The 25135-nt window shown below is 67.9% G+C and carries 17 protein-coding genes and 3 pseudogenes; 6 read left to right on the plus strand and 14 right to left on the minus strand.

The genetic code is table 11. The features are described 5' to 3' along the window. Positions 1-107: 107 nt before the first annotated feature. Both Q0S71_RS09690 and Q0S71_RS09695 read right to left on the minus strand, forming a co-directional pair. Positions 108-389: a hypothetical protein gene (locus Q0S71_RS09690; protein ID WP_295994289.1), complete on the minus strand. Its 282-nt coding sequence runs from the start codon at positions 387-389 to the stop codon at positions 108-110. Positions 390-759: 370 nt separating this feature from the next. Continuing rightward, positions 760-1005 (minus strand): annotated as a pseudogene (locus Q0S71_RS09695) (radical SAM protein); the annotation flags it as partial. Positions 1006-1351: 346 nt separating this feature from the next. On the opposite strand from Q0S71_RS09695, the gene Q0S71_RS09700 reads away from it, so the two are divergent. The 4 genes from Q0S71_RS09700 to Q0S71_RS09715 all read left to right on the plus strand — a co-directional run bounded on the left by Q0S71_RS09700 (position 1352) and on the right by Q0S71_RS09715 (position 7355). Next, entirely contained in the window at positions 1352-1930 is a 579-nt protein-coding gene (locus tag Q0S71_RS09700) for a DUF2760 domain-containing protein (protein WP_295994290.1), read from the plus strand. 8 nt (positions 1931-1938) lie between these two features. After that, positions 1939-3816 (plus strand): Hsp70 family protein, encoded by a 1878-nt coding sequence (locus Q0S71_RS09705; protein ID WP_295994291.1) that lies wholly within the window; start codon positions 1939-1941, stop codon positions 3814-3816. Between the two features lie 2 nt (positions 3817-3818). Further along, a complete protein-coding gene (locus Q0S71_RS09710) occupies positions 3819-6821 on the plus strand; it encodes an Hsp70 family protein (RefSeq protein ID WP_295994292.1) in 3003 nt (1000 codons plus the stop codon). A gap of 117 nt (positions 6822-6938) precedes the next feature. Beyond that, positions 6939-7355: a hypothetical protein gene (locus Q0S71_RS09715; RefSeq protein WP_295994294.1), complete on the plus strand. Its 417-nt coding sequence runs from the start codon at positions 6939-6941 to the stop codon at positions 7353-7355. 15 nt (positions 7356-7370) lie between these two features. On the opposite strand, the gene Q0S71_RS09720 is transcribed toward Q0S71_RS09715, so the two are convergent. The 8 genes and pseudogenes from Q0S71_RS09720 to Q0S71_RS09755 all read right to left on the minus strand — a co-directional run bounded on the left by Q0S71_RS09720 (position 7371) and on the right by Q0S71_RS09755 (position 16764). Further along, the gene (locus tag Q0S71_RS09720) at positions 7371-7967 is read right to left on the minus strand and encodes a tRNA-uridine aminocarboxypropyltransferase (protein WP_295994342.1); all 597 of its coding nucleotides are present in this window, start codon (positions 7965-7967) and stop codon (positions 7371-7373) included. A gap of 81 nt (positions 7968-8048) precedes the next feature. Next, complete coding sequence (locus Q0S71_RS09725; RefSeq protein WP_295994296.1) at positions 8049-9791, minus strand: methyl-accepting chemotaxis protein; 1743 nt, start codon at positions 9789-9791, stop codon at positions 8049-8051. A gap of 151 nt (positions 9792-9942) precedes the next feature. After that, positions 9943-10983: a type VI secretion system protein TssA gene (gene tssA / locus Q0S71_RS09730; RefSeq protein ID WP_295994298.1), complete on the minus strand. Its 1041-nt coding sequence runs from the start codon at positions 10981-10983 to the stop codon at positions 9943-9945. Between the two features lie 13 nt (positions 10984-10996). Further along, positions 10997-13501, minus strand: a complete 2505-nt coding sequence (locus Q0S71_RS09735) for an AAA family ATPase (RefSeq protein ID WP_295994300.1) — start codon at positions 13499-13501, stop codon at positions 10997-10999. Positions 13502-13587: 86 nt separating this feature from the next. After that, complete coding sequence (locus Q0S71_RS09740) at positions 13588-14079, minus strand: type VI secretion system tube protein Hcp (protein ID WP_295994302.1); 492 nt, start codon at positions 14077-14079, stop codon at positions 13588-13590. Between the two features lie 31 nt (positions 14080-14110). Continuing rightward, positions 14111-15617, minus strand: a pseudogene (gene tssC, locus Q0S71_RS09745) (type VI secretion system contractile sheath large subunit). Beyond that, a complete protein-coding gene (gene tssB, locus Q0S71_RS09750; protein ID WP_295994304.1) occupies positions 15617-16126 on the minus strand; it encodes a type VI secretion system contractile sheath small subunit in 510 nt (169 codons plus the stop codon). The pseudogene tssC and the gene tssB overlap by 1 nt, the downstream one beginning before the upstream one ends. 50 nt (positions 16127-16176) lie before the next feature. Continuing rightward, entirely contained in the window at positions 16177-16764 is a 588-nt protein-coding gene (locus Q0S71_RS09755; protein WP_295994307.1) for a hypothetical protein, read from the minus strand. 213 nt (positions 16765-16977) lie between these two features. Between Q0S71_RS09755 and tssJ the strand changes: the two genes are divergently transcribed. Next, positions 16978-17598 (plus strand): type VI secretion system lipoprotein TssJ, encoded by a 621-nt coding sequence (tssJ, locus tag Q0S71_RS09760; RefSeq protein ID WP_295994309.1) that lies wholly within the window; start codon positions 16978-16980, stop codon positions 17596-17598. 81 nt (positions 17599-17679) lie between these two features. Then, positions 17680-18462 carry a DotU family type IV/VI secretion system protein gene (locus tag Q0S71_RS09765; RefSeq protein ID WP_295994311.1) on the plus strand — a complete coding sequence of 261 codons (783 nt, stop codon included), beginning with the start codon at positions 17680-17682 and terminating at the stop codon, positions 18460-18462. A 17-nt stretch (positions 18463-18479) separates the two neighbouring features. Here Q0S71_RS09765 and Q0S71_RS09770 read toward each other — a convergent pair whose 3' ends face one another. The 4 genes and pseudogenes from Q0S71_RS09770 to Q0S71_RS09785 all read right to left on the minus strand — a co-directional run bounded on the left by Q0S71_RS09770 (position 18480) and on the right by Q0S71_RS09785 (position 25087). Beyond that, positions 18480-19259, minus strand: a complete 780-nt coding sequence (locus Q0S71_RS09770; protein WP_295994312.1) for an OmpA family protein — start codon at positions 19257-19259, stop codon at positions 18480-18482. A gap of 58 nt (positions 19260-19317) precedes the next feature. Beyond that, positions 19318-20286, minus strand: a complete 969-nt coding sequence (gene tagF / locus Q0S71_RS09775; RefSeq protein WP_295994314.1) for a type VI secretion system-associated protein TagF — start codon at positions 20284-20286, stop codon at positions 19318-19320. Continuing rightward, the gene (tssM, locus tag Q0S71_RS09780) at positions 20283-24125 is read right to left on the minus strand and encodes a type VI secretion system membrane subunit TssM (RefSeq protein ID WP_295994343.1); all 3843 of its coding nucleotides are present in this window, start codon (positions 24123-24125) and stop codon (positions 20283-20285) included. Before tssM ends, tagF begins: the two co-directional genes overlap by 4 nt. A gap of 115 nt (positions 24126-24240) precedes the next feature. Continuing rightward, a pseudogene (locus Q0S71_RS09785) lies at positions 24241-25087 on the minus strand (M15 family metallopeptidase). Positions 25088-25135: the final 48 nt, after the last annotated feature.

Below are 25135 nucleotides of genomic sequence, written 5' to 3' on the forward strand. Positions count from 1 at the left end.
GCCCAGCTCTAACACGATGGTGCCGCCGGCGTCGCCATCGGCATCGGTGTTGTTTGGTGCGGGCGCCGACGGCGCCAGCACCACCGGCAACAAGCCATCGGCGCGCATCAACGCTGGCACACCGAGGCGGCCTTGCTGATAAGGTCGTGGCAATACGCAAGCAAAGTGTTTATGACTAATCGGCCGCCTTGGCTTTCGACGTATCTTTCATACAAGAACAACAGAGCCGGCTCACATACTTCACCAGAATTTTCGTCAACCGGAATAGGAAACCCGGCGGGAAGTAAATCGGTCGACTTGTTTTTCTGTGCTCGCGTGATGGCCCAACAAATGTCCTCTTCATCCCATCCATCAGTCTGTGCTTGAATCTCGTCACCGTCGACTTCCATCTCTAAACTTCCTATTCCCGCAGCAATCAACGCCAGTGGAGCCCGGCTGTCCTAGTGCGTGAACCATCTTGCATGAAAGCAGTGGACTTGTCAAATACACAACTTGCTGTAAAAGTGTATAGCTGCGGTGGTTATCAAAAAAATAGTTGGACCTAGGGTATTAGAAATGAGCGCTCGGCCACCTTGTAGCTTTACGTGCGCACGCCAGCTGACCGCCAGTTGAAATTGGGATTAATAAGCGAGCGGAGATAAACATTGTTTGCGACCTTCTACACGGGCTGCCGCAACGCTATTTGGGATAAGCTAACAAGAAAATTTACAATTACCGGTCTGTAGACCTGGCTATGAACACCTAGCCTTGGCGGATAACATGCTCGCAGCCGCGATACGGGTTCAACGACACGTTGAATGGAATGTCGGGCGAGGCGTTGCGGCTCAGGATGGTCTTGGCCACTTCGTCGGTGACGTGGGTTTTCCAGCCGGCCGGCGCCTCCTCGTCCGCGTCGCGGGCCCAGCCGTCGTCGTAATCCTCGCGCGCGTGGACTTCGTAGCGGCCTTGCAGGTTCGTCACGGCGCCGCGCCCCTTGGTGGCCTTCAGGGATGGCGGCGGCAGCATCACCTGCCCTTCGTTGTTGATGTCAAAGTCGCGCTCATGGTCGGGCATGTCGATTCCATATACTGTATATATATCCAGTATACCATGCCGCTGTACGCCGCTAATCAAGCGCGGCCGGTAAAAATAAACGGCGAATAAACGGCGCGCCCCCTCCCCGGACCAGTGTCCGCCTTGCGCCGGGCCAGTGCAAGACCCGGCGTCGAACTGGTATCATGCGCACAAACCGGGAAATCGACGCTTTCCGCGCATTGCCCGGCGCCTGGACCACGGGCGCCTGTTCCCCTCACAACTCATCAGCCCCGCCCGGTGCATGGCGGCGGCCTGATTTTCACCGACGCGAGCACTCATGAGCCACCCCACCATTTCGACGCCGCCTTCGTTCTGGCGCAGAATCCCCCTCGCCTTCGGCGCCTTCTTCAGCACCCTGTCCGACGGCGACTACGCCGCACGCATCATGGGCATCGATGATGCCGCGCCGGTCGCGGCGCCCGTGGCCGCGCCCATCGCGCCGGCAGCGGCCGCCGCCCCGGCCCCGCTGCGCATCGCCACTCCGGACGCCGCGCTGCAACTGCTGAGCCTGTTCCAGCGAGAAGCGCGCCTGATCGATTTCACGCAAGAGAACCTGGCCGCCTATTCCGACGCCGACATCGGCGCCGCCGCCCGCGTGGTCCATGAAGGTTGCAGCAAGGTACTGCGCGAGCACTTCAGCATCGAAGCGGTGCGCAGCGAGGCCGAAGGCAGCCGCGTCGTGCTCGACGCCGGCTTCGACGCGGCCGCCGTGCGCCTGACCGGCAACGTGGTCGGCAGCGCGCCGTTCCGCGGCACGCTGAGCCATCGCGGCTGGCGCGCCGCCAGCGTGCGCCTGCCGAAACTGGCCGACGCCCACGACGCCACCATCCTCGCGCCGGCCGAGGTGGAATTATGAGCGACGCCATGAACGCAATCACGAACGTGACACCGACCGCGCCGCGCTACGCCATCGGCATCGACCTGGGCACCACCCACAGCGCGCTGTCGTATGTCGATTTGTCCGCCAGCGACGGCGAAAAAACCGCGCACGGCGTGCTGGCCATTCCGCAGCTGACCGCGCCTGGCACCGTCGAAGACCTGGCGCTGCTGCCGTCCTTCCTCTACCTGCCGCACGCGGACGAACTGGCGCCCGGCGAATTGAGCCTGCCCTGGCCGCAGTCGGCCGCCGAACAGACCGCCGTCGCCGGCGAGATGGCGCGCAGCCGTGGCGCCACCACGCCGATCCGCCTGGTGTCGAGCGCGAAGAGCTGGTTGTGCCATCCCGGCGTCGACCGCCGCGCCGCCATCCTGCCGCCGGACGCGCCGGCGGAAGTGGCGCGGGTGTCGCCGTTCGACGCCTCGACCCGCTACCTGGCCCACCTGCGCCAGGCCTGGAACCACGCGCACCCGGAAGCGCCGTTCGACGAGCAGGCCGTCACCGTCACCATCCCCGCCTCGTTCGACCCGGCCGCGCGCGAGCTGACCGCCGCCGCCGCGCAGGCCGCCGGCTACCGCGCGCCGACCCTGCTGGAGGAACCGCAGGCCGCCCTGTACAGCTGGATCCAGGGCAGCGAAGGCCGCTGGCGCAAGGATGTCAAGCCGGGCGATATCATTCTGGTGGTCGACGTCGGCGGCGGCACCAGCGACTTTTCGCTGATCGCCGTGCTCGAACGCGACGGCGTGCTCGAACCGCACCGCGTCGCCGTGGGCGACCACATACTGCTCGGCGGAGACAATATGGACCTGGCGCTGGCCCACCTGGTGGCGCGCAAGCTGGCCGCCGCCGGCACCCAGCTCGACGCCTGGCAACTGCGCGCGCTGACCTACGGCTGCCGCGCCGCCAAGGAACAGCTGCTGGCCGACGCCAGCGCCGAGGTCTGGCCCATCGTCGTGCCGAGTCGTGGCTCGAAGCTGATCGGCGGCTCCATCCGCACCGAACTGACGCGCGACGAAGTGACCACCTTCATCCTCGACGGCTTCTTCCCGTCCGTCGACGCGGCGGCGCGGCCGGCCGTGCGCACCCGCGCCGGCCTGACCCAGCTTGGCCTGCCGTATGCGCAGGACGCCGGCGTCACCCGCCACCTGGCCGCCTTCCTGGCGCGCCAGCTGGGCGCGACCGGCGAGCTGCAAGGTTACAGCGGCGCGCACCACGCCGGCGCCACCTTCCTCCATCCGACGGCGGTGCTGTTCAACGGCGGCGTCTTCAAATCTGACCTGCTGGTCAAGCGCGTGATGGACACCATCAACGAGTGGCTGTACATGGAAGACGCGCCGGCCGCGCGCATGCTGGCCGGCGCCGACCTCGATCTGGCGGTGGCGCGCGGCGCGGCCTATTACAGCTACGTGCGGCGCGGCGCCGGCGTGCGCATACGCGGCGGCACGGCGCGCGCCTACTACGTCGCCGTCGAATCGGCGATGCCGGCCATCCCCGGCATGGAGCCGCCGATCCAGGCGCTGTGCGTGGCGCCGTTCGGCATGGAGGAAGGCAGCGAGATCGAACTGCCGGCGCAGCAGTTCGGCCTCGTCGTCGGCGAGCCGGTGAACTTCCGCTTCTTCGGTTCGACGGTGCGGCGCCACGACCGGATCGGCGAGCTGCTCGACTTCTGGGCCGCCGACGAACTCCAGGAACTCAATGAAATCCAGGCCACGCTGTCGCCCGAGGGACGGCAGGCCGGCGACATCGTGCAGGTCAAACTGCACGCGCTGGCGACCGAATCGGGCACGCTGGAACTGCTGGCGGTGGCGTCTTCCGGCGAGCGCTGGAAGGTGGAGTTCGACGTGCGCGCGGCCGCCACGGAGTGACCATGCAGCAGTACCTCGTCAGCATCGATCTGGGGACCACCAACACGGTGCTGGCCTACTGCGATCCGGGCGCGGCCGACGGCGGCCAGCAAATTCAATTGTTCGACATCGAACAATTGGTGGCGCCGGGCCAGTTGGCGGCCGCGCCGCTGCTGCCGTCGCTGCGCTACCACCCGGCCGACGGCGAACTGGCGGCGGCCGACTTGCAGCTGCCGTGGACGGCGGCCGATGTCGGCGGCGTCGCCCACGTCGTCGGCGGGCGGCTGGCCCGCGCCCTCGGCGCGCAGGTGCCGGGACGGCTGGTGGCCAGCGCCAAAAGCTGGTTGTCGCATCCGGGTGTCGACCGCAGCGCGCCGATTTTGCCGTGGGGCGCGGACGCCGGCGTCGCCAAGGTGTCGCCGGTGGCGGCCAGCGCCAGCTATCTGGCCCATGTGCGGGCCGCGTGGAACGCGCGCTTTCCGCAGCAGCCGCTGGAACAGCAGCAGATCGTGCTGACGATACCCGCTTCGTTCGACGAGGGCGCGCGCGCGCTGACGATGGAGGCCGCGCGCATGGCCGGCCTGACCCGACTGCGCCTGCTGGAAGAACCGCAGGCCGCCTTCTACGACTGGCTGTTCCGCCACCGCGCCGCGCTGACGGCGCAGCTGAACGCCACGCGCCTGGTGCTGGTGTGCGACGTCGGCGGCGGCACCACCGATTTCAGTTTGATCCGCGTGACGATGGTCGACGGCCAGCCGCAAATGGCGCGCATCGGCGTCGGCCACCACCTGATCCTCGGCGGCGACAATATGGATCTGGCGCTGGCCCACCTGGTCGAGGCGCGCATGGCGGCGGCCGACCCGGCGCAGGCCGGCGCGCGGCTGTCGGCCAGTCGCCTGTCGCAGCTGACGGAGCGCTGCCGCGCCGCCAAGGAACGGCTGCTGGCGGCCGACGCGCCGGCCAGCGTGGCGGTGACGTTGCTCGGCGGCGGCGCGCGGCTGATCGGCGGCGCGCGCTCGGTCGAACTGACGCGCGAGGAAGTCGAAACGCTGATCGTCGACGGCTTCTTCCCCGCCGTCGGCGCCCACGACACCGCCAAACAGGGACGCGGCGGCATCGTCGAATTCGGCCTGCCCTATGCCAGCGACGCCGCCATCACGCGGCACCTGGCCAGCTTCCTGCGCCAGCACGCGAGCGCGGCGCGGGCGGCGCTGGACGATGGCGCCGTCGATGCGTCACCCGATGCGTCATCCGATGGCTCGCCCGATGCGTCATCCAATGCGTCACCCGATGCCGTGCCCGATGCCTCACGCGCACCGGCCGGCATCGACGACATGGCGCTGGCGATACCCGACACGCTGCTGCTGAACGGCGGCGTGTTCCGCGCCGACGCGCTGGCGCGGCGCCTCGAAAGCACGCTGGCGGCCTGGCGCGGCCAGCCGCTGCGGGTGCTGCACAACGATAACCCGGACATCGCGGTGGCGCGCGGCGGCGTCGCCTACGCGCTCGGCCAGCGCGGCCAGGCGCCGGTGATAGGCGGCGGTTCGCCGCGCAGCTACTTCCTCGTGCTCGATGACGAGCCGCGCGACGGCAAACCGCGCCGCGCCATCTGCATCCTGCCGCGCGGCAGCGCCGAAGGCCGCGAAATCCTGCTGGCCGAACGCAGCTTCGCGCTGCGCGTGGGACGGCCGGTGCGCTTCCACCTCGTGTCCTCGGTCGCGGAATCGGGTCCCGCGCCGCAGGCCGGCGCACTGGTCGACCTGAATCGGGGCGACTACCAGCGCCTGCCGCCGATGGCCACCGTGCTGCGCGCCGGCGGCGCCGACGCGCTCAAGGAAATCCCGGTCCAGCTGGCGACCACGCTCAGTGAAGTCGGCACGCTGGAAGTGCATTGCGTCGCCACCGACAACGCGGACGATACGAACGATGCGGCGCCGCCGTCCGCTGCGCCGCATCGCTGGCTGCTGGAGTTCCAGCTGCGCGATCATGGCGCAAGCACGGACGGCGCCGACGCCAGCGATGCCGCGCCGCCGCCGCGCTTCAACGAGGCGCTGGAAAAAATCGACCGCATCTTCGGCGGCCGCGCGCAGCAGGTCGAGCTGAAAGAAGTGCGACAGCTGCGGGCCCGGCTCGAACATCTGCTGGGCGGCCGCGAACAGTGGCCGACGCCCTTGCTGCGCCAACTGTTCGATGCGCTGATGGCGCGCGCCAAAGGCCGGCGCCGTTCGGCCGAACATGAACGCGCGTGGCTGAACCTGAGCGGCTACTGCCTGCGGCCCGGCTTCGGCCACCCGCTCGACGCCTGGCGCATCGAGCAGCTGTGGGCCATGTTCGAAGGCGGCGTCCAGCATCCCAAGGACAGCCAGGTCTGCGCCGAATGGTGGACCTTGTGGCGGCGCGTCTGCGGTGGGTTGGACGCGCCGGCCCAACTGCGCCTGCTCGACGATTTCGCCTTCAACGTGCAGGCCGACGAACAGGAGCGCGGCCGCCGTCCGCCCACGCTGGTCAGCGGCAGCGAGGACGACATGCTGCGCCTGGGCGCCTCGCTCGAGCGCATCCCCGGCAACTACAAGGCCGAAATCGGCGCGTGGATGTTGCGCCAAATGGAATCGGCGGCGGCGGCCGGAACGCCCGCAGCGAAAGGCGATCCGTCCAAATCGGACGCCGCGCTGGCCAAGTTTTTATGGGGCCTGGGCCGCGTCGGCGCGCGCCAGCCTTTCCATGGCAGCGCGCACGACGTGGTCGACGCCGCGGTGGTGGAACAGTGGCTGCACGCGGTGCTGGCACTGGACTGGAAAAAAACCGAGCCGGCCGGATTCGCCGCCGCCCACCTGGCGCGCATGACGGGCGACCGCTCGCGCGACATCGGTCCCGCGCTGCGCGCCGATATCGAACGGCGCCTTATGGCCATTGGCTCGCCGCCGGCCTGGGTGACGATGGTGCGGGAAGTGGTGCAGCTCGACCAGGCCAGCGAGAAGCGCATGCTGGGCGAAGCGCTGCCGCCGGGATTGAAGCTGATTTCCTGAAAATCGGCTCAGCGTGTGCGGTGCGACAACATTTTCGACATTCGGATACATTGCTCCCCGTAGGCCCAAATACAGGGCCGCCCACATCGCCGGGCCATCAACCAAAGGGAAAAATATATGCGTAACCAATCTTTGAAATTCGCCTTGAAATGCGGCGCGCTGGCCGCCATGCTGCTGGCCGCCGGCTGCCAGACGATGACGCCGAAATATGAAGCGCCGTCGCCGAAGAACCCCGACTTCGCCGCTGAAATGAACAAGTTCAACGCGCAGTTCCCGAACGATAAAGCGACCCGCTACGAAGACGTGTCGATCAAATTTAACAACGACCAGAAGATCGATGAAAAAGGCCATTGCCACGACAAGTCGCAATTTCCGGTCACGATTATTTTGCAGCTCGACGCCGCCGGCAAGGTCACGCGCAGCATGACCGATGTCGAAAACAGCAAGGCCGAATGCTTCCGCCAGACTTACGCGTCGGTGCAGTTCCCGGCGCCGCCGATCGCGCCGTATCGCAAGGCGATACTGCTGCAATAAGCCGCCGGCGGACGCTTATCGCGGCGGCGCAAAGCTCGATTGCTGCGCGACGAAGCCGTCGAAGGCGGCGATCAGCGGGCTGAATCCGTCGCCGTCGGTCCGCTCCAGTTGCGCCAGCGCGTAGCAGGTCGCCTCCAGCGTCGACAACTGGTCCGGCAGGTGCGCCTTGCGGATCAGGTAATGCGACGGCGGCGTGTCGCGCAGCGGCAGCCGTGGCAGCGTTTGCAACAGCGGATTCAGATACAGCATCTTGCGACTCTTGCGCCAGGTCCCGTCCAGCACCACCAGGCGCAGACGTTCCGGCTGCGCGGCCAGCGCCGGATCGAACGGCGGCGGCGCGATCAGTTCCGGCGCGTGGCCGGCCACGGTGGCGGGATACAGCAGCACCGATGCGCGGTCGGGCGACAATAGCGCCGCCAGTTCGGCCGGCGCGAACTGCTCGCCGGCGACCATGCGGCTGTTCGACAAACTCAGATGCAGCAGCCGCGCGCTGCCCTTGGCGTTCGCCACTTCCATCGGATGCTGAAGGATCAGCACTTCCACCGAATTCGATACCGCCGCGATCCAGCGGCAGATGCACGCGCGTTGCGCCCGCAGGCAGGTGTCGCACATGGCGCGCGCGGGCGGCGGCGCGGGAACGGGATCGGGATCGGAGTGGGGAGCGTGCGCAGTCATAGGCCGCCATTGTAGCGGCTAGGCGCTCAGAATTCTTCCCAGCTGTCCTGCTCCGAGGCCGTGGCGGCGAGCTTGGGCGCGATGCGCTTGGGCGCCGCGACAGTGGCGCCGGCCTTGGCCGCGACCTTGGCCGCGACCTTGGTCGCGACCTTGGTCTTGGCCGGCGCCACCGCGCGACGCCGACGGCGTCCGCACGGAAGGCGCGGCGGCCGCCATATTATCGAGCTTGAACACGCTGACCACCTGCGCCAGCTGCGCCGACTGGTTCTGCATCGACTCGGCCGCCGCCGCCGCCGCCGCCTCCTCCACCAGCGCCGCGTTCTGCTGCGTGGCCTGGTCCATCTGGCCGATGGCGCGGTTGACCTGCTCGATGCCAGCGTGCTGGGCGTCGCTGGCGTCGGTGATCTGATTCATGATCTCGGTCACGCGGGCGATGCTCTGCACGATTTCATCCATTGTCTGGCCGGCGCGGTCGACCAGCGCCGAGCCGACCGACACCTTTTGCACCGAATCGTCGATCAAGCCCTTGATATCCTTGGCGGCCGAGGCCGAGCGCTGCGCCAGGTTGCGCACCTCGGACGCGACGACGGCGAAGCCGCGTCCCTGCTCGCCGGCGCGGGCCGCTTCGACGGCCGCGTTCAAGGCCAGGATATTGGTCTGGAAGGCGATGCCGTCGATGACGCTGATGATCTCGACGATCTTGCGCGATGAATCGTTGATCGATCCCATGGTGCTGACCACTTCCGACACCACCGCCCCGCCCTTGCTGGCGATCTGCGAGGCGATGATGGCCAGCTCGTTGGCCTGGCGCGCGCTGGCCGCGTTCAGCTTCACGGTCGACGTCAAGTCTTCCATCGACGACGCGGTCTGCTGCAACGAGCTGGCCTGCTGCTCGGTGCGCGACGACAGGTCGAGATTGCCGGCCGCGATTTCGTTGGACGCCGACGCCATCTTCACGGTGCCGCTGCGGACCTGGCCGACGATGTGCACCAGGTTGCTGTTCATGTTTTTCAGGGCGCTCATCAGCTGCCCCGTTTCGTCGCGGCTGCGGACCTGGATGTCGCTGGTCAGGTCGCCGGCCGACACGGTCTGCGCCACCTTGACGGCGGCGTTGATCGGCTGCGTGATCGTGTGCGTGATCCACCACGCGAAGGCGATGCCCATGACGATGGCGGCCGCGCCCAGCGTCGCCAGCAGGGTGCGGCCGGTCTGGTATTCCTGGTGGATGCGGGCGGCCGCCTCGTCGAGGATGGTTTGCTGGTTTTCCGCCAGCTTGCGCAGCGCGTCGAGATAGACTTTGCGGCCGCTCTCCATGTCGCCGCCGAACAGCCGCTTGCCGGTCTCCAGATCGCCGTCCGCCTTGGCCTTGAAGACCGCCTTGCGGATGGCCAGATAGGCTTTGCGGTCGGCCAGCACCTCTTTGTACAGGGCCACGGAATCGGGCCGCTCCAGCCGCTTGCCCATCTGGTCCTGGATTTCGGTGGCGCGCACCGAGGACTGCGCCATCTGCGTTTCGAAGGCTTTCTGGGCGTCGGCGTCGGCCACCTGCCAGGCCGCCGTGGCGCGCACGGCGTTCACCTCGATCACCTTGAACCATTCGGAAATGAGGCGCTCGTTGTGCATGCGCACATTAATCATCTCGTCCGTCATGTCGCTGGCGCGGTTCATGCGCAGGATGCCGATCGCCGTCAACACCGTCAACAACAGCAGCACGACGGAAAAGCCCACGCCGAGGCGGGCGCCGATCTTCAAATTCTTCATGGGTGTCCCCTCACAAATGCACACTGATGCAGCTCTGGAAATCCGAGTGTGTACTGTTCGGGGAAATATTTCAACTTATTTGCCTGAGCGGCCTCAGGAACAACACGCCGCTAGCGCCATGCCAGCCACGCCGGCGCCGCCCGGCGCGCCATCACGGTCCGTCGGCGCCCAACAGTTCGTCGAGGCCGGCGATGGCGGCCGGGTCTTTGATGACCGAGCGCAGCCACAGATGCAGCGGCAGCTCGCCCCAGCGCGCGGCTTTGTCGGCCAGATAGGCGACCGGGCTGTGCGGTTCGGTGGCGCGGAAGAACTCGGCCACCTGGCGCAGCTGCGCCAGCGCCTGCGCGCGGCTGTGCGGGGCGCCGCCGCTGGCGCCCTGGGCCGGCAGCGGCACGGCGGCCGGCAGCGCCGCCATCGCGCGCGGTGCAGCGGCCGGCGCCGTGGGCGTCAGCGGGGCGATGAAATGGATCACGTCCGCCAGCGCCTCGCGGGCGGCGCTGAAGCCGGGACCGGCGGCGCCCAGGCGCTCATCGATGACGCCTTCGAGCTGGCCCAGCGCGTCCAGGCAGTATTGGACATCGGCCAGCAGCGCCGCGTTGAAGCGGGCCGAATTGCGGCGCCGCTCGGCGTCCAGGTCGGCCAGCGCGGGACCGCTGTCGGGCGTGGGCGCGCCCCAGTTCTGCGGCGGCCGCACGTCGGTGACGGCGCCGATGCCGCGCTGGCGGGCCGAGTCAAAATCGGCCAGCGCATACGGCGTGCCCTCGGTCAGCGCCATCTGCTTGACCAGCAGCGGCGTGCGCGCCAGCAGCCACGCCAGGTTGCCGACGCGCTGCTCGTATTCGCCGCCTTCCGGTTGCGGGTGCAAGCCTGCCCAGTATTGTTGGCACAGGCCGGCCAGCACGGCGTAGCCGTCGCCGAGGCCGCGGAACCGCCGCGTTTTCGCCTGCGCCTCGGCCAGCCAGACGGCCAGCCGCAAGTCCTTGCTGTGGGTTTCGATCAGCCTGGCGCAGCGGCTGGCGACGAAGGGCCAGTCGGCTTCCTTCAGCGCCACCACCCACTCGCCCTGGGCCAGCGTGGGATCGTCGTACTGGCGCGCGCGGGCGATGGCGTCGACCTCGGCGCTGAAGGATATGTCGGCGCCGCAGCTGTCGGCGGCGCTGATGGGCAGTAGCAGTTGGGCGACGATGAACATGGCGGGTCTCCGGTCATTTGATGGTGTATTTGAACTGGCCCTGCGCGTTGGCACCGACCCTGATCCTGGCGATGGCGGCGCCGTCGGCCATCTTGGCCAGCACCGCCTGGGCGATCTCCGGCAGCAGGCTGCCGTTGAGGATGTGGTCGACGTTGCGGGCGCCGGCATCGACCTCCGTGCAGCGCGCCAGCACGGCGTCGACCAGCGAGGCGTCGCAGATGAAATCGGCGTGGTGGTGGTCGCGCACGCGCTGCTCGATGCGGCGCAGCTTGAGCGCGATGATGCTGGCCAGGACCGTGTCGCCGATCGGATAAAAGGGCACCACTTTCAGGCGTCCGAGGAAGGCCGGCTTGAAGTGCTTCATCAGCGCCGGCCGCAGCAGCAGTTCCATCCGCTCCGGCGTGGGCAGGGCGGCGTCGGGCTGGTTCAGGCAGGCCTGCATCAGTGCCGCCGAGCCGGCGTTGGTGGTGGCGATGATGATGGTGTTGCGGAAGTCGATTTCGCGGCCTTCGGCGTCGTCGAGCACGCCCTTGTCGAAGACCTGGAAAAACAGTTCGGCGACGTCGGGATGGGCTTTTTCGATTTCGTCGAGCAGCACCACGCTGTAGGGCTGGCGCCGCACGGCCTCGGTCAGCACCCCGCCTTCGCCGTAGCCGACGTAGCCGGGCGGCGAGCCTTTCAGGCCGGACACGCTGTGCGCCTCCTGGTATTCGCTCATGTTGATGGTGATGAGTTTGCGCTCGCCGCCGTACAGCAGCTCGGCCAGCGCCAGCGCCGTTTCCGTCTTGCCGACGCCGGACGGACCGGCGAACAGGAACACGCCGGCCGGCTTGTTCGGATCGTCCAGGTTGGCGCGCGCGGTGCGCACGCGCTGCGCCACCGCCTCGATGGCGTGCCGCTGGCCGAGGATGCGCTGCGCCAGCGCCTGGCCCAGATTGAGCACGGTGCGGATATCGTCCCTGAGCATTTTGCCGAGCGGGATGCCGGTCCAGCCGGAGACGATGGCGGCCACCGTCTGCGCGTCGACTTCGACGGCCACCATCGGCGCCTCGCCCTGCAGCGCGGCCAGCTGCTCCCGCATGGCGACGATGGGCGCGGTGTCGGCGGCGCCGTCAACCAGCGCCGCGCGCAGTTCGACGATGGCGGCGACGAGGGCCAGTTCGCGTTGCCAGTGCGCGCTGTGGCGGGCGTGCTCCTGCTGGGCGGCGGCGTGGGCGGCGCGCAGCGGCTTGAGGCGGGCGGCGTGGCGCGGCTCGCCGCACTCGCGTTGCAGGGCCGCGATTTCGGCCGCCAGCCGTTCGACCTCCGTGGCCGCCGCCTCCACCGCCTCATCGCGCACGCGCACCTTGAAGTGGCGCTCCATCAGCGGCGCCATCGCGCGCAGCATGGCGCAGGCCACCTCCCCGCCCGGCTCCTCGACCTTGACGACCTGGAAGCGCCGCGCCAGCGCCGCGTCCTTCTCGAAGTATTTTTTGTATTCGCTCCAGGTGGTGGCGGCGATGGTGCGCAGCTGGCCGCGCGCCAGCGCCGGCTTGAGCAGGTTGGCCGCGTCGCTCTGGCCGGCCTGGCCGCCGGCGCCTATCATGGTGTGGGCCTCGTCGATAAACAGGATGATGGGATGTGGGCTCTTGCTGACCTCGTCGATGACGTTCTTGAGCCGGCTCTCGAACTCGCCCTTGACGCTGGCGCCGGCCTGCAACAAGCCCATGTCGAGCGTGTGCAGCTGCACGCCGAGCAGCACCGGCGGCACCGCGCCGGCGGCGATGCGCAGCGCCAGCCCTTCGACCACGGCGGTCTTGCCGACGCCGGCCTCGCCGGTCAGGATGGGATTGTTCTGGCGCCGCCGCATCAGGATGTCGATGGTCTGGCGGATTTCCATTTCGCGGCCGATGACGGGGTCGAGCTGGCCCTCGCGCGCCAGCCGCGTGAGGTTGGTGGTGAACTGGTCCAGCGCCGGCGTGCGCGCGGCCGGTTGCGCGGCCAGATCGACAGCCTCGCCGTCCAGTGCGCCGTCGGCCGGCGGCGAAGATACACCGGCCGCTTCCTCCGAACCGTGGGCGATCTTGTCGAGATGGTGCTTGAGTTCATCGACGGGAAAGGTGGAAAACAGCCGCGAGCCGCGCTGGGCCAGCTGCGCCAGTGCGGGTTCGGTCAGCAGGGCCAGCAGCAGATGGCCGCTGCGGATCCGGTCCGGTTGCGGCGTGGCCAGCGAGGCGATCAGCCACGCGTGTTCCAGCAGCGTCGGCAAGTGCTTGGAAAACACCGGCGTGCGGGCGCTGCCGGTCTTGAAGCGCGCCACCTCCTGGCGCAGGTCGCGCTCGAGCGCGGTCAGGCCGATGCCGCAGCGGCGCGCGATCACGACGAAGTCGCTGCGCTCCTGTTCCAGCAGGGCCAGGAACAAATGCTCGACCTCGACCTCGTACTGGCCCAGGCCGACGCAGATGCCGGCGGCGCGCGTGGCGGCGTCGCGGGTGGTGTCGTTCAGTTTGCCGATCAGCGTTTTCAGATTGATGCCCATGCTGGCCTTCTCCCAAAAAAATATCCGCGACTGGCCCGGTGCGGCGCCGCGGATATTTTGCCCATCAAGATGAGCGGAACAAATAATCAGACGATGCGGTTGCTCGCCAAATCCCAGCCGCCGGAGGTGTTGCCGCCGGCGCCGCCGCTGATTTTTTGCTGCGTGTACTTCCAGCGCACCTTGGAGAACTTGAAGCCGACCGCCTCGGCCAGGATGTCGCCCTGCTCCACCTCCGGCGTGACCGAGCCGATCAGCACGTTCTCGATTTCGATTTCATAGTATTTGACGCGCTGGCCCTGGGCGTCGGCCCGCATGAATTCGAACTTGGCCTTGGGGATGGTGCGGCTGGCGGCGCAGGTTTGCAGCAGGATGGGCGAGGCCAGGTCGGCCAGCTTGGTGATGGTGATGTCGGCGTGCTCGCAGCGCTCGGCGGTGTGGCCGCCGCCGGTCGAGGCGGTGGCCGACTTGGGCTGGCTCACGCCCCAGTTGACCGACTGGCACTCGATCCAGTCCTTGTGGGTGTCGTCGGCCGACTCCCCCTTGATGCCATCAATGTAGAGATAGACGTCGATTGCCATTGCGCGCTCCTAGGTTGGTGGTGAAGGAAAATCAGGTACTGGTCGACTTCGGCAACTCCGCGACCAGTCGGAGGGAAACGGATAATTCGTCGAGCTGGAAGTGCGGCCGCAGGAAGGACACGGCGCGGTACACGCCGGGCCGGCCCGCCACCTCGTGCACCTGCACCGACGCTTCGCGCAGCGGGAACTGGGCCTTCTTGGCTGGCGTTGTCGTCGAGCAGGACGTACTTCATCAGCCAGCGGTTGAGGAAATCCTCGACGTTGGCGGCGGCCGAAAAGCTGCCGATCTTGTCGCGCATCATGGCCTTCATATAGTGGGCGATGCGCGACACGGCGAAGATGTATTGCAGCTGCGACGACAGCACGGCGTTGGCGTTGGCCGCGTCGGTGCTGTACTTGCGCGCCTTCTGCGCCGACTGCGCGCCGAAGAAGGCGGCGTAGGCCGTGTTCTTGCAGTGCACCAGGGAGATGAAGCCGAGGTCGCTCAACTCCTTTTCGCGGCGGTCGGTGATGGCCACCTCGGTCGGGCACTTGAGCGCCACCTCGCCCTCGTCGGTCTTGAAGGTGTGGGTCGGCAGGTCGTCGACCAGGCCGCCGCCCTCGACGCCGCGGATCGCCGCGCACCAGCCGAAATCCTCGTAGGCCTTGGTCAGCTTGGCGCCGAAGGCGTAGGCGGCGTTGCACCATAAATATTTCTGGTGGTCGGTGCCGTCGACTTCCTCGACGAAGTTGAAGCCTTCGACGGTGGTGCCGTCGACCGGGTTGAAGGGCAGCCGGCCGAGGAAGCGCGGCAGCGTCAGGCCCACGTAGCGGGCGTCCTCCGATTCGCGGAAGGCTTTCCATTTCGCGTATTCGACGGTGTCGAACACCTTGGACAGGTCGCGCGGCTTGCCCAGGTCGCCGTACGATTCGAGGCCGAACAGTTCCGGCGCGGCGGCGGCGACGAAGGGCGCGTGGGCGGCGGCGGCCACGTGCGACATCTGCTGGACGAAATACATGTCTTCGGGCTGGCGCGAGATTTCAAAGTCGCCCAGCAGGGCCGCGTACGGCGCGCCGCCGAAGGTGCCGAACTCCTCCTCGTAGATTTTCTTGAACATGGTGCTCTGGTCGAATTCGAGCGCGGTCTGGAAGTCCTTCACCAGTTCGCGCTTGCTGGCGTTGAGCATCCTGACCTTCAGGCCGGGACCGGTGGTCGAATTCTTGACCAGGTAGTGCACGCCGGTCCAGCTGCGTTCGAGCTGCTGGAACGCCGGCGCGTGCATGACGGCGCTGAGCTGGGCCGAGATCAGCCGGTCCAGCTCGGCCACCCGCGCGTCCAGCGTGGCCGTCAGGTTGTGCGACACCAGCACCGTGCCGTCGAGCACCTGGCTGACCAGTTCGGAAATCAAGTCCTTGGCGCGTTCGTGTTCGACGCTGGACTTGGCGACCTTGCTCTGCTCGACGATCTGGTCGAGCAGGCTGGCGGCCGCCGGCGCGCCCACGTCGACGGCGATTTCCTGCACCGGCTGCGGCAGGCCCGCTTGCGCTTGATCGGCCATCATTCCTCCTGCGCGGGCGCGACGCCGCCGAGACGGTGCAACTGCTCCGTGTTGTTGAGGACATCGGTGAGGATGTCTTCGAGCTTGTCGTTGCCGGCCAGCTTGTTGCGCAGGTCGGCCAGCTTGGTGCGCGCGTCGAGCAGCTTGCTCAGCGGCGCCACCTGCCGCACCACCGATTCGGGGCGGAAGTCGTCCATCGAACGGAAGTGCAGTTCGACCGTGAACGTGCCCTCCCGCTCGTCGAGATGGTTGGGTACGCGGAACTGCGCCACCGGTTCGACGCCGCCCAGCACCTCGTCGAAATTGTCGCCGTCGATGTTGACGAACTTGCGGTCCTTCAGGCGTTTTTGCTCGACGTCGGGATTGCCGCCGAAGTCGCCGATCACGCCGACGACGAAGGGCAGTTCCTTGTTTTCGATCGCGTCGCCGATTTCCACGTCGTAGGTCATCTGCACCCGCGGCGGACGCACCTTGGTCAGGCGCTTTTGCACACTGTCACTATTAGCCATAGCCACTCCATCAAAAAAAACACGGTTGAACCGGATTGCCGCGCGCGCCATTATTTGAGCCCGCCGAACGCGTCGTCGCCGCCGGCCGGCGGGGCTTCCCTGCCATGCGCGGCGCGCGGCGGCGATTTTTTGGCCGACGCCGCCTGGCGCGCCGTGGGCGCGGCGCCGGTCGGCACCAGCACGTCCTCGCCCAGGCTGGCGCGCAACAGCCGGGCCAGGTCCTTGGCTTCCGAGCGCAGCGATCCGTTCAGATTGTTTTGCTGGCTCAGGTCGGCCAGCGCCTTGGTCGACAGGCGCAAGCCGCTGACGGCGACGATGCTGTTGCCGAGCTTGTCGTTCGGGTCGCGCTGCAAGGCTTCGAGGGCGTTCATGATGGCCTCGCCGTAACTGGCGCGGTCGAACTTGATCTGGGCCAGGTGCAGCCATGGGGTCTTGTCGGCCGGATAGGTGGTGGCGGCGTTTTTCAGGATGGTCTGGGCCTGGTCGGTCTGGCCGGCGCTGACGGCGCGGTCGGCATCGGCCAGCGCGCGGTCCAGCGCCACCGCGGGATGGCCGTCGGCGCGCAAGCCGCCGCCGTCGGCGCAGGCCGACAACAACAGCACGCACGCCAGACAGGGCAAAAGGTGGTGTGGCTTCATCGGCAAGGCTCCTTTGCGTAAAGACGTGCGGGACTGCGGAGGGGCCATTATTCATCAACGGCTGAGCGCGCGATTGCGCTTGCTCAAGGACGCTGCTGGCGGCCTGTTCAGCCGGCGCGGCCTGAGTCCATGGGCAATTCCCGCTTTGCTTGCGACGACGCAAACGACGGCGCCGCCGCCTTCGGTTTAATAGCGGGATCGTCTGGAGCACACATGAAACCACCGCGCTGGCGCACTCCCCCTTTCCCCGGCACCGGCGCCGCGCTGGGCCTGGCCGTCACGCTGGCCCTGGGCGGCTGCGCGGCCGGTTCCCTGGCCGGCGCGGCGCTCGACATGCTGGGCATGCACAAGACACCGGAACTGCCGGACGCGCAAAAGGCGGCGCGCAATGTGTCGATCCGGCTGCATGCGAGCGACAACCTCAACACCGACAGCGGCGGCCATCCGCTGGCGCTGGTGGCGCGCATCTACAAGCTGCGCCAGAGCGCGGCCTTCCAACAGGCGGCGTATGAGGGCTTCCTCAATCCGGCCACCGAACATGCGCTGCTGGGCAACGATTTATTGGAAGTCAAGGAAGTGCTGCTGGTGCCGGGCCAGCGCTACGAAGTCGTCGAAAAGGTGTCGCGGGAAGCGTATTTCATCGGCGTCGTCGCGCTGTTCCGGGCCCCGGCGCAACAGCGCTGGCGGCTGGCCTTCGCCGCCGACGAGGCCGAAAAAAACGGCATCACCATCGGCCTGCACGGCTGCGCGCTCAGCGTCGGCAGCGGCGCGCCGGCCAGCGCCGCCACCGTGGGCGAGACGACGCAGCCGCTGTCGTCGGTCCGCTGTCTGTAAATTTCATCGAGGAGCCAGCATGGCGTCATCCAGGAAGCAACCGCAGCGGCAGCCCGCCGTCCGCGCGCCGGCGGTGGCGCCATGACGCCGCAGGTCGAGCGCCGCGCCGTGCCCTCGCTGCTGGGCGGCCAGCGCCGCGCGCCGCAGCCGGGCGCCGGCCGCACGCCGTCGCTGATCGACTTGCTGCACGACGGCTTTTTCCTGCTGTTCCTGCTCAAGAACGGCGCCACGCCGCCGACCGAGGACACCCTGATGGACCGGGTGACCGTGCTGCTGGCCGACTTCGACGGCGAGGCCCGCAAGCTGCGCCTGCCGGGCGACGATATCGCCGCCGCCAAATACGCCTACTGCGCGGCGCTCGATGAAATCGTGCTCGGCTCGGGCTTGCCGATGCGCGACTCGTGGGAACGCCGGCCCTTGCAGCTGGCCATGCTCGGCGACCAGCTGGCCGGCGAAAACTTCTTCGAGCGGCTGGAGGAATTGCGCAGCAAGGGCGGCGCGCGGCTGCTGGCGCTGCAAGTGTTCCACCTGTGTTTGCTGCTCGGCTATCGCGGCCGCCACGCCTTCGACGCCAGCGAAAAACTCAACTACCTGAGCGCGCGGCTGGGCGACGAGATCGCCCACATCAAGGGCAAGAGCCGCGGCTTCGCGCCGCAGGCCGAGCGGCCCGACCAGATCGTCCACAAGCTGCGCGGCGACGTGCCGCTGTGGGCGCTGTCGGCCGCGTTCGGGCTGATCGCGCTGGGCGCCTACGCCGGCCTGAAGTCGACGCTCACGCGCGACACGCAAAACCAACTGGCGTCCTATGTCGACCTGGTCAAGCTGGCGCCGCGGCCGGCCAACGTCACCATCACCCTGCCCTAGCCGGCGCCGCCGCGCCTTCACTGCGCGATGCGGAACTCGATGCGGCGGTTGTGGGCGCGGCCGTCGGCGCTGGCGTTGTCGGCCACCGGCCGGTCCGGCCCCTGGCCCGACACGGCGATCATGGCGGCGCCTATGCCCCGCTCCGTCAGATACTGGCGCACCGCCTCGGCGCGGGCCTGGCTCAGCGCCAGATTGCTCTCGCGCAGGCCGACGTTGTCGGTGTGGCCGATCACCTCCACCTTCTTGTCGCCGACCTTGTGCAGCGCGGCCGCCATCTCGTCGAGGATGGCCTTGCCGGACGGCGTCAGCGTCGTCTTGCCGCTGTCGAATTCGATGATGCGCTTGGCCAGCGTGGCGTCGAGCAGGTTCTGTTCGGCGGCGCCGACGCGCAAGCCGTTGTTGACGGTGTAGGTGGGATTGAGGCTGGTGGCGATGTCGCTGGCGACCTGCTGGCGCTGCGCCTCGTTGGCGACCTCGCCGCGCAGGCTGACGTTGTTGCCGTCGACTTTGAGCTGGCCCTTGCTGATGAGTTTCAAATTCGGGTTAATCAGCTTTTGCACATAGGCGCTCCAGTTGGGCGGCAGCGAGACGTTGCCGATGGCGATCTGGTCGACCACGCGGTCGGCGCCGTACAGCTCGCGCAGCCGCGCCAGCATGGCGGCCTTGCTGGCCTCGTCGGGCACGGTGCCGCTGATGAGGATCTGGCCCGGCTTGGGCGACAGCGGCGCCGGCACCTGGGCGGCGGCCGGCGCCGCGTCCAGGCCGGACAGCAAGGACAGCGATAACAGGGATAGCATGGGCAAAGATCGCATCGCAAGGCTCCTGGGAAAAGTGAATCGCAATCAAACCGCAGGCTCAACAAAACGTCGCATGAAACAGCGCGTGCGCCGAGCGCAGCGACAACTGCCCCTGCTCCAGGCAGGCCGACAGCTTTTGCACCGCCGCGTCGGTGGCGATGTGCTCGTCGACCCAGTCGGTGTGCTCGAAGGTGATGTGATGCGTCATGCCGCACTGCGGATCGATGATCGCCTGCAGCGTCTCCGGCGCCGCGCCGCCGAAGCCGACCACCAGCGACTGGCGGCCGCCGGCGTCGACGAAGAACAGCCCCAGCTCGAAGTCGGCCGCCGCCAGGAAGGGCGCGATCAGGTCGAGCCAGAACGCCGCCACCAGATGGCGGAAGCGCAGCTCGTTCGGCAGCGGCAGCACCAGGCTTTTTTCCAGCCGCGCCGCGCCGCTGCCGCGCACCGGCTGCATCAGCAGGCCGACGGCCACGATCATCTGCCGCACCGAGGCTTGCGCCAGCAGCGCCTGCAAGCCGGCCACGGTGTGGCCGTCGAGGAAGCGCAGGAAGGCGGCGTCGTGCTCGGCGGCGCCGGGATCGAGCTCGATCACGGTGGCCGCCAGCGCCCGCAGCGCCAGCTCGGGGTCGGCGGCGGCCAGCACGTCGGCGGCCAGCGCGTCGAACTCCTGCCACAGCGGCGCCAGCACCACGGGGCTGCGCGGCAGGAAGGCGGCGGCGTCGGCGATGTCGATGGCGCTCGTCATCAGGAAGGGATAGCGGCGCTGCGACTGGTCGCTGCTGGCGACGATGTGGCCGGCGATCGCGCGCCGGCTGCGGTTGCCGACGAAGGCGAACGGCAGCGGCTTCAGGGCGTCGTAATTGAGCTTCCAGCGCGGATCGGCCGTCAGCAGGTTCATGGTCTCGGCCAGCCACTGGTCGAGCAGCGTCACCAGCGGCAGGTTCTCGGCCGCCTTGATGAAGTCCGAACGCGCCGGCAGCTTGCCGAAGTAATCGATGCGGACCGCCTGCGGTGCGCGCTTCATTTGGCCACCCCGGCGACGCCGCTGTCGATGGCGCCGGCGGCCAGCGGCACGGCGCCGGCGACCGCGCCGCCGACGATGGTTTCCGGCAGCGTCATGCCGCGCAAGCCCTGCGGCTGCGGCGAGGCGCCGTCGGCGGCGGCGCTGTCGGGACTGCTGGTGATCTTCAGGTCGAGGCCGACGTTGATGGCGCCGCTGCTCCAGTGCAGCTCGAAGACGCCGTCGTCCTTGCGCTTTTTGGTGGCGGCGTCGATCATCCGTTTCAGGCTGAACTGGCCCGGCTCGTTGAACAGCTCCACCGTGCGGCCGTCGAAGGCCACGGCCGTGATGCGCGCGCCCGGCACGCCCTGCGCGCTGGGATGGACCATGCTGCTCCACGCGGCCGGCGTGTTGCGGTAGCGCAGCTGCTGGCCGTCGATTTCTATCGTGTATTCGAGCGTGCCGGGGGCCGGCATCGGCTGGATCTGGAACACCGTCGACGCCACCGCCGACGCCGCCGCCACGCCGCCGGCGCCGACCGGCGCGATCCAGCCGGGGAAGCGCGCCACCACCTGCGGCTGCAGGGCGATGCCCATGTCGGCCCAGGTGCGCGCGGCCAGCACGTCGCCGCGCCGCACCACCAGCGGCCCCATGGAACCGGTGACGAATTTGGCGACCAGGCCGTCGGGACCGAAGAACTGGGCGATCTCGGCGCTGCTGGCCTCTATCCTGGCGTTCGGCGCGAACGGATATTTGCCGGCCAGCGATTGCTGGAACGGTTCGTAGACCTGGGCCAGCCAGGTCTTGTTGATTTCCGTCTGGGCCGGGCCGACGATGACGGCGAAGGTCTGCATCAGCGGGCGCACCAGGAGGGGCCGGATGGCGGCCTTTTGCGCGTCGTTCATGCCGGTCAACATCTGCTCGTCGACGTAGCGCAGCGCGTCGGCCAGCTCGGAGCCGCTGCCCTCCAGCGTCTGCTGCATGAACTGCTTGGCGCCGGGACCGGGATCGCCCTGGTTCTTCAGCTGGTTCAGGCGGCTGCGCAGTTTCGACAGCAGGTCCATATAGGAACGCATCAGCGAGGCGTCCTTGTCCTTGGCCGCGACCAGCTTGGCGACGCCGGCGAATTCACGCCCGACCGGCCCCACCGGCCGCTCGAAATGCAGCGCGTCGACTTGCAGGTTGACGTTGACGCTGCCGCCCGGCAGGGACGGCGCGCGCCGCGTCAAGAGATGCTTGAACCAGTTGACGAAGCCGGTCTGCGCCTCGTGCAGCTCGCCGCTCATCAGCGCGGGATTGTCCCACGAGGTCTGCGCATAGATGGTGTCGAGCAGCTTGGCGATCGGCGACGACTGCGGGTCGCCCAGCCGGTTCATCGCCGTCACCGCGCCGTTGAAGCCGTTGAGCTCGGCGATCGTCACGCCCTGCACGAATTTTTTCCACTCGCGCGCGTAATCGGCCTTGTACAGATCGACCAGGCCTTTCTGGATTTGTTCGGGACTGCCTTCGAGCGTCAGGTCGTCCGTCGACGCCGTTTGCAGCACCCAGTCGGCGCTTTGCAGCTCGTGGGTGGCGGCCTCCTTGAAGGCGGTGTCGACATATTTTTCCCACGCCTCGCGCGTGTAGGCGCCGGAAATGGCGTAGCTGCCGGCCACCAGCGCCTGGTCCTGCTCGCCGACGATGCGCGCCACCGTCATGCCCGGATAGCGCGTGGCGGCGCGGGCGCGGACGTCGGCGTAGACCCGTTCGCGCGCCGGCATGCCGCGCACCACGCGGCGCAGGCTGGCGCGCGCCTGGTCGATCAGCGCCAGCTTGGGCTCCACGCGCGGCCACGAGGGATCGCTGATCTGGGCCAGATAAAAAGTCATCAGGCGCTCGGCGCTGCGTATCATCTGCTCGCGCGGCATGGCGCCGCGGTTGCCTTCGAGCCAGCCGCGCCAGTAGCGCGTCAGCTGGTCGTTCAGGTGACTCGCTTCGGCGTGCGACTTATCGATCAGCATCAGATAAGTTTTCAGCGCGTTGTAGGCGTCTTCCACATTGGTCGGCGACGCGTCCTGGTACGGTTGCGCCGACGGCTGCGCGGGCGCGGCGGCGTTGGCTGCGTTGGCGGCGGTCGCGCTGGCGGCGGCGCCAGCGATGGGCGCCGCGTCGACCGCGCGCGCGGCCGGCTGCAACTCGTCGGCGCTGGCGTTCATCTCCGTCAGCAGCGCCTCCAGATTGCCGACCACCGGCTTGAGCATCACCTGCTCGACGCCGGAAAAATATTCCTCGCGCAGTTTGCGCTCCAGCAGCGCGCCCTGATACAAGCCCATGCGCAGCGACAGCGGCCGCTCGCGGCGGAATTTTTCCAGCTCCTCGATGCGGTCCTGCATGATCTCCAGCGCCTCCAGGCGCGATTGCAGGTCGAGGCGGCGCTCCTGCAACTTGATGACCTTGTCGAGATCGGCGCGCACATTGCTGACCAGCTGGCGGTTGCCCATATACGACCAGCTCCAGCCGCCCAGCGACGCGCCCAGCAAGATGGTCGCCGCGAAAAACACCGCATACTTCAGTTGCAGCTTGCTCTTGCTGGCGTACTGCGACACCAGATCCTTGTCGGCGAAAATCACCTTGCGGAACAGGCTCAGCAAAAAATAGCCGGTGTGGGCCGCGCCCACGGCCTCCGGCTGCGCCGGCATGGTCAGCCCGAAGCGCTCGGCGATGCGCTTGGTCTGGGCGCTCAGCGGCGTGCCCTCCTGTAGCGCGCTGGTGAAATAAAAGCCGCGGAACACGGGCTTGAACTGGAAGGGATTTTCTTCAAACAGCGTGGCGATGAAGGCCCGCACCGGCGCCCGTACCGTCAGGAATTCGATAGGGAACGTAAACACGCCGGCCTGCATATGCCGCCGTTGCATGCCCATGTTGGCCAGGCTCATTTCCTGCAAGCCGTCGCACAGTTCATCGAAGCTCTGGTCGAAAAAGGCCAGCAGCTGCTGGCTCGACGCCTGGCGCTTGTAGGCCATGGTCGCGCCCCACACCCGCTCGCGTTCGCTGCGCTCGGCCATGGCGAAAAATTCGCTGAAGCCGGCGATCAGGTCGGCCTTGGTGAACACCACGTAGACCGGCGCGAACACTTCGAGCCGCTCGATCAGGTCCTGCACCCGCTGGCGCAGGCTGTGCGCCAGCTTGAGGCCGGCGGCCGGATCGTCGCCGCGCAACTCGGCGATGCTGACGGCGATGATGATGCCGTTGATCGGCGCCCGGTGGCGGTATTTTTTCAGCAGGTCGAGAAAGCCCAGCCACTCGGCGTGGTTGGCGTCGACCACCGAATAGCGGCCGGCCGTGTCGAGCAGGATGCCGTCGGTGGTGAAGAACCAGTCGCAGTTGCGGGTGCCGCCGATGCCGCGCACGATCTTGGCTTCGCCGAAAGGAAACTGCAAGCCGGAATTGGTGATGGCGCTGCTCTTGCCGGCCGCCGGATTACCGATAATCATGTACCACGGCAGTTCGTACAGGGCACGCTGGCCCGACAGCAAGCCCAGTTTCGAATTCTTGATGGTGGCGATCGCCTTGACCAGGCTGTCGCGGATGGTGTCGACCTCCTCGTGCGGCGCCAGCTCGGCCTTGCCGGCCGCCGGCGGCGAGGCCGGCTCGGCGCCCTGGCCCATGGCGTCGCCCAGCAGGTCCGACTGGCGCCTGGCGACGTGGCGCCGCACCGCCCAGATGATGAAGGCCAGCACCAGCGTCGCCGCCAACGCCGCCAGCACCCAGATCAGCGCCAGCTCCAGCATTTCCGCGCCCAGATAATAGAGCGCCGCCAGCATCACCAGGCCGGCGATGGAGACCCAGCGGGTATTGGTCAGAAAGTACCAGATTCTTCGCATCATGGAGTGGCCGCCTGTTGAACGGGCCCGGCGAGCGCGGGCGAACCGGTCAATGGTGCCATCAACAAAGAGGGGATTTCTTGCGCAGAAACAAAGGTCGGGCCGCCGCCACGCCTTATTTTTTGATGACGCCGGCGACCTGCAATTCCGTATGGCCCAGATCCATCATGGTCCAGCGCCCGCCCCAGCGCAGGCCGGCGGGCCGATTCGGCCACCTGGCCGTAGAGCCGATAGCCGCGCATGGCCCACGGATCTTTTTCGGAAATGAGCAGCTTGCCGTCCCGCAGGAAGGCGCAGTCGGCGGCCAGGCCGAACTGGTGATAACTCTGGAAGGCCTTGGCGTTGGTGACGCTGGGACCGGCCGCCGCCAGCAGGTTTTGCCGCTCGGGGCTGCGGTAGCCCTCCAGGATCGCCATGTCGTAGCCGTGCTCGTCTTTCATGATCTTGAACACCAGCAGCAGGCGCTGGGCGAAATCGTGCTCCAGCAGCGCCCAGTTGCGGTTGGCGCCGCCCAGCATCGGCCGCACCTGCGCCACCTCGGTGGTGGCGAAGACGACCGGCGGCAGCGGCGTCGGCGGCGCCAGCTGCTCGCCCTTGAGCAAGTCGGCCACTTGGGTGTTGATGGCGTGGCCGGCATCGTCGTCGTAGCCGCCCAGCATGCCGGGATTGCTGACCAGCCAGGCCAGCAGCGCCGGCACCGTCAGCACCACGGCGGCGGCCAGCGCCAGCAGGCTGCGCCGGCACAGCCAGCGCCAGCCGCGCCGCAGGCCGGACCGCGTGACGCGGCCCGCCGCCGCGGCTTGGCGCAGGCCGCCGTGATTGGCGCGCCGCACGCCACGGCCGACGCGCAGGCGCAGCAGCGCCACCGACTGCGCCACCAGCTCGCGGCCGGCCGGAAACAGCAGCAGCCAGGCGCCGGCGCAGACCAGCGCGAAGAACAGCAGCACGGAAAAGATAAACATGGTGCGCTCCATCAAAACAGGACGGCGCCGCAAACCGGACACTGGCTG

The organism is Rugamonas sp. (assembly GCF_025354735.1).
Taxonomy (GTDB): Bacteria; Pseudomonadota; Gammaproteobacteria; order Burkholderiales; family Burkholderiaceae_D; genus Rugamonas.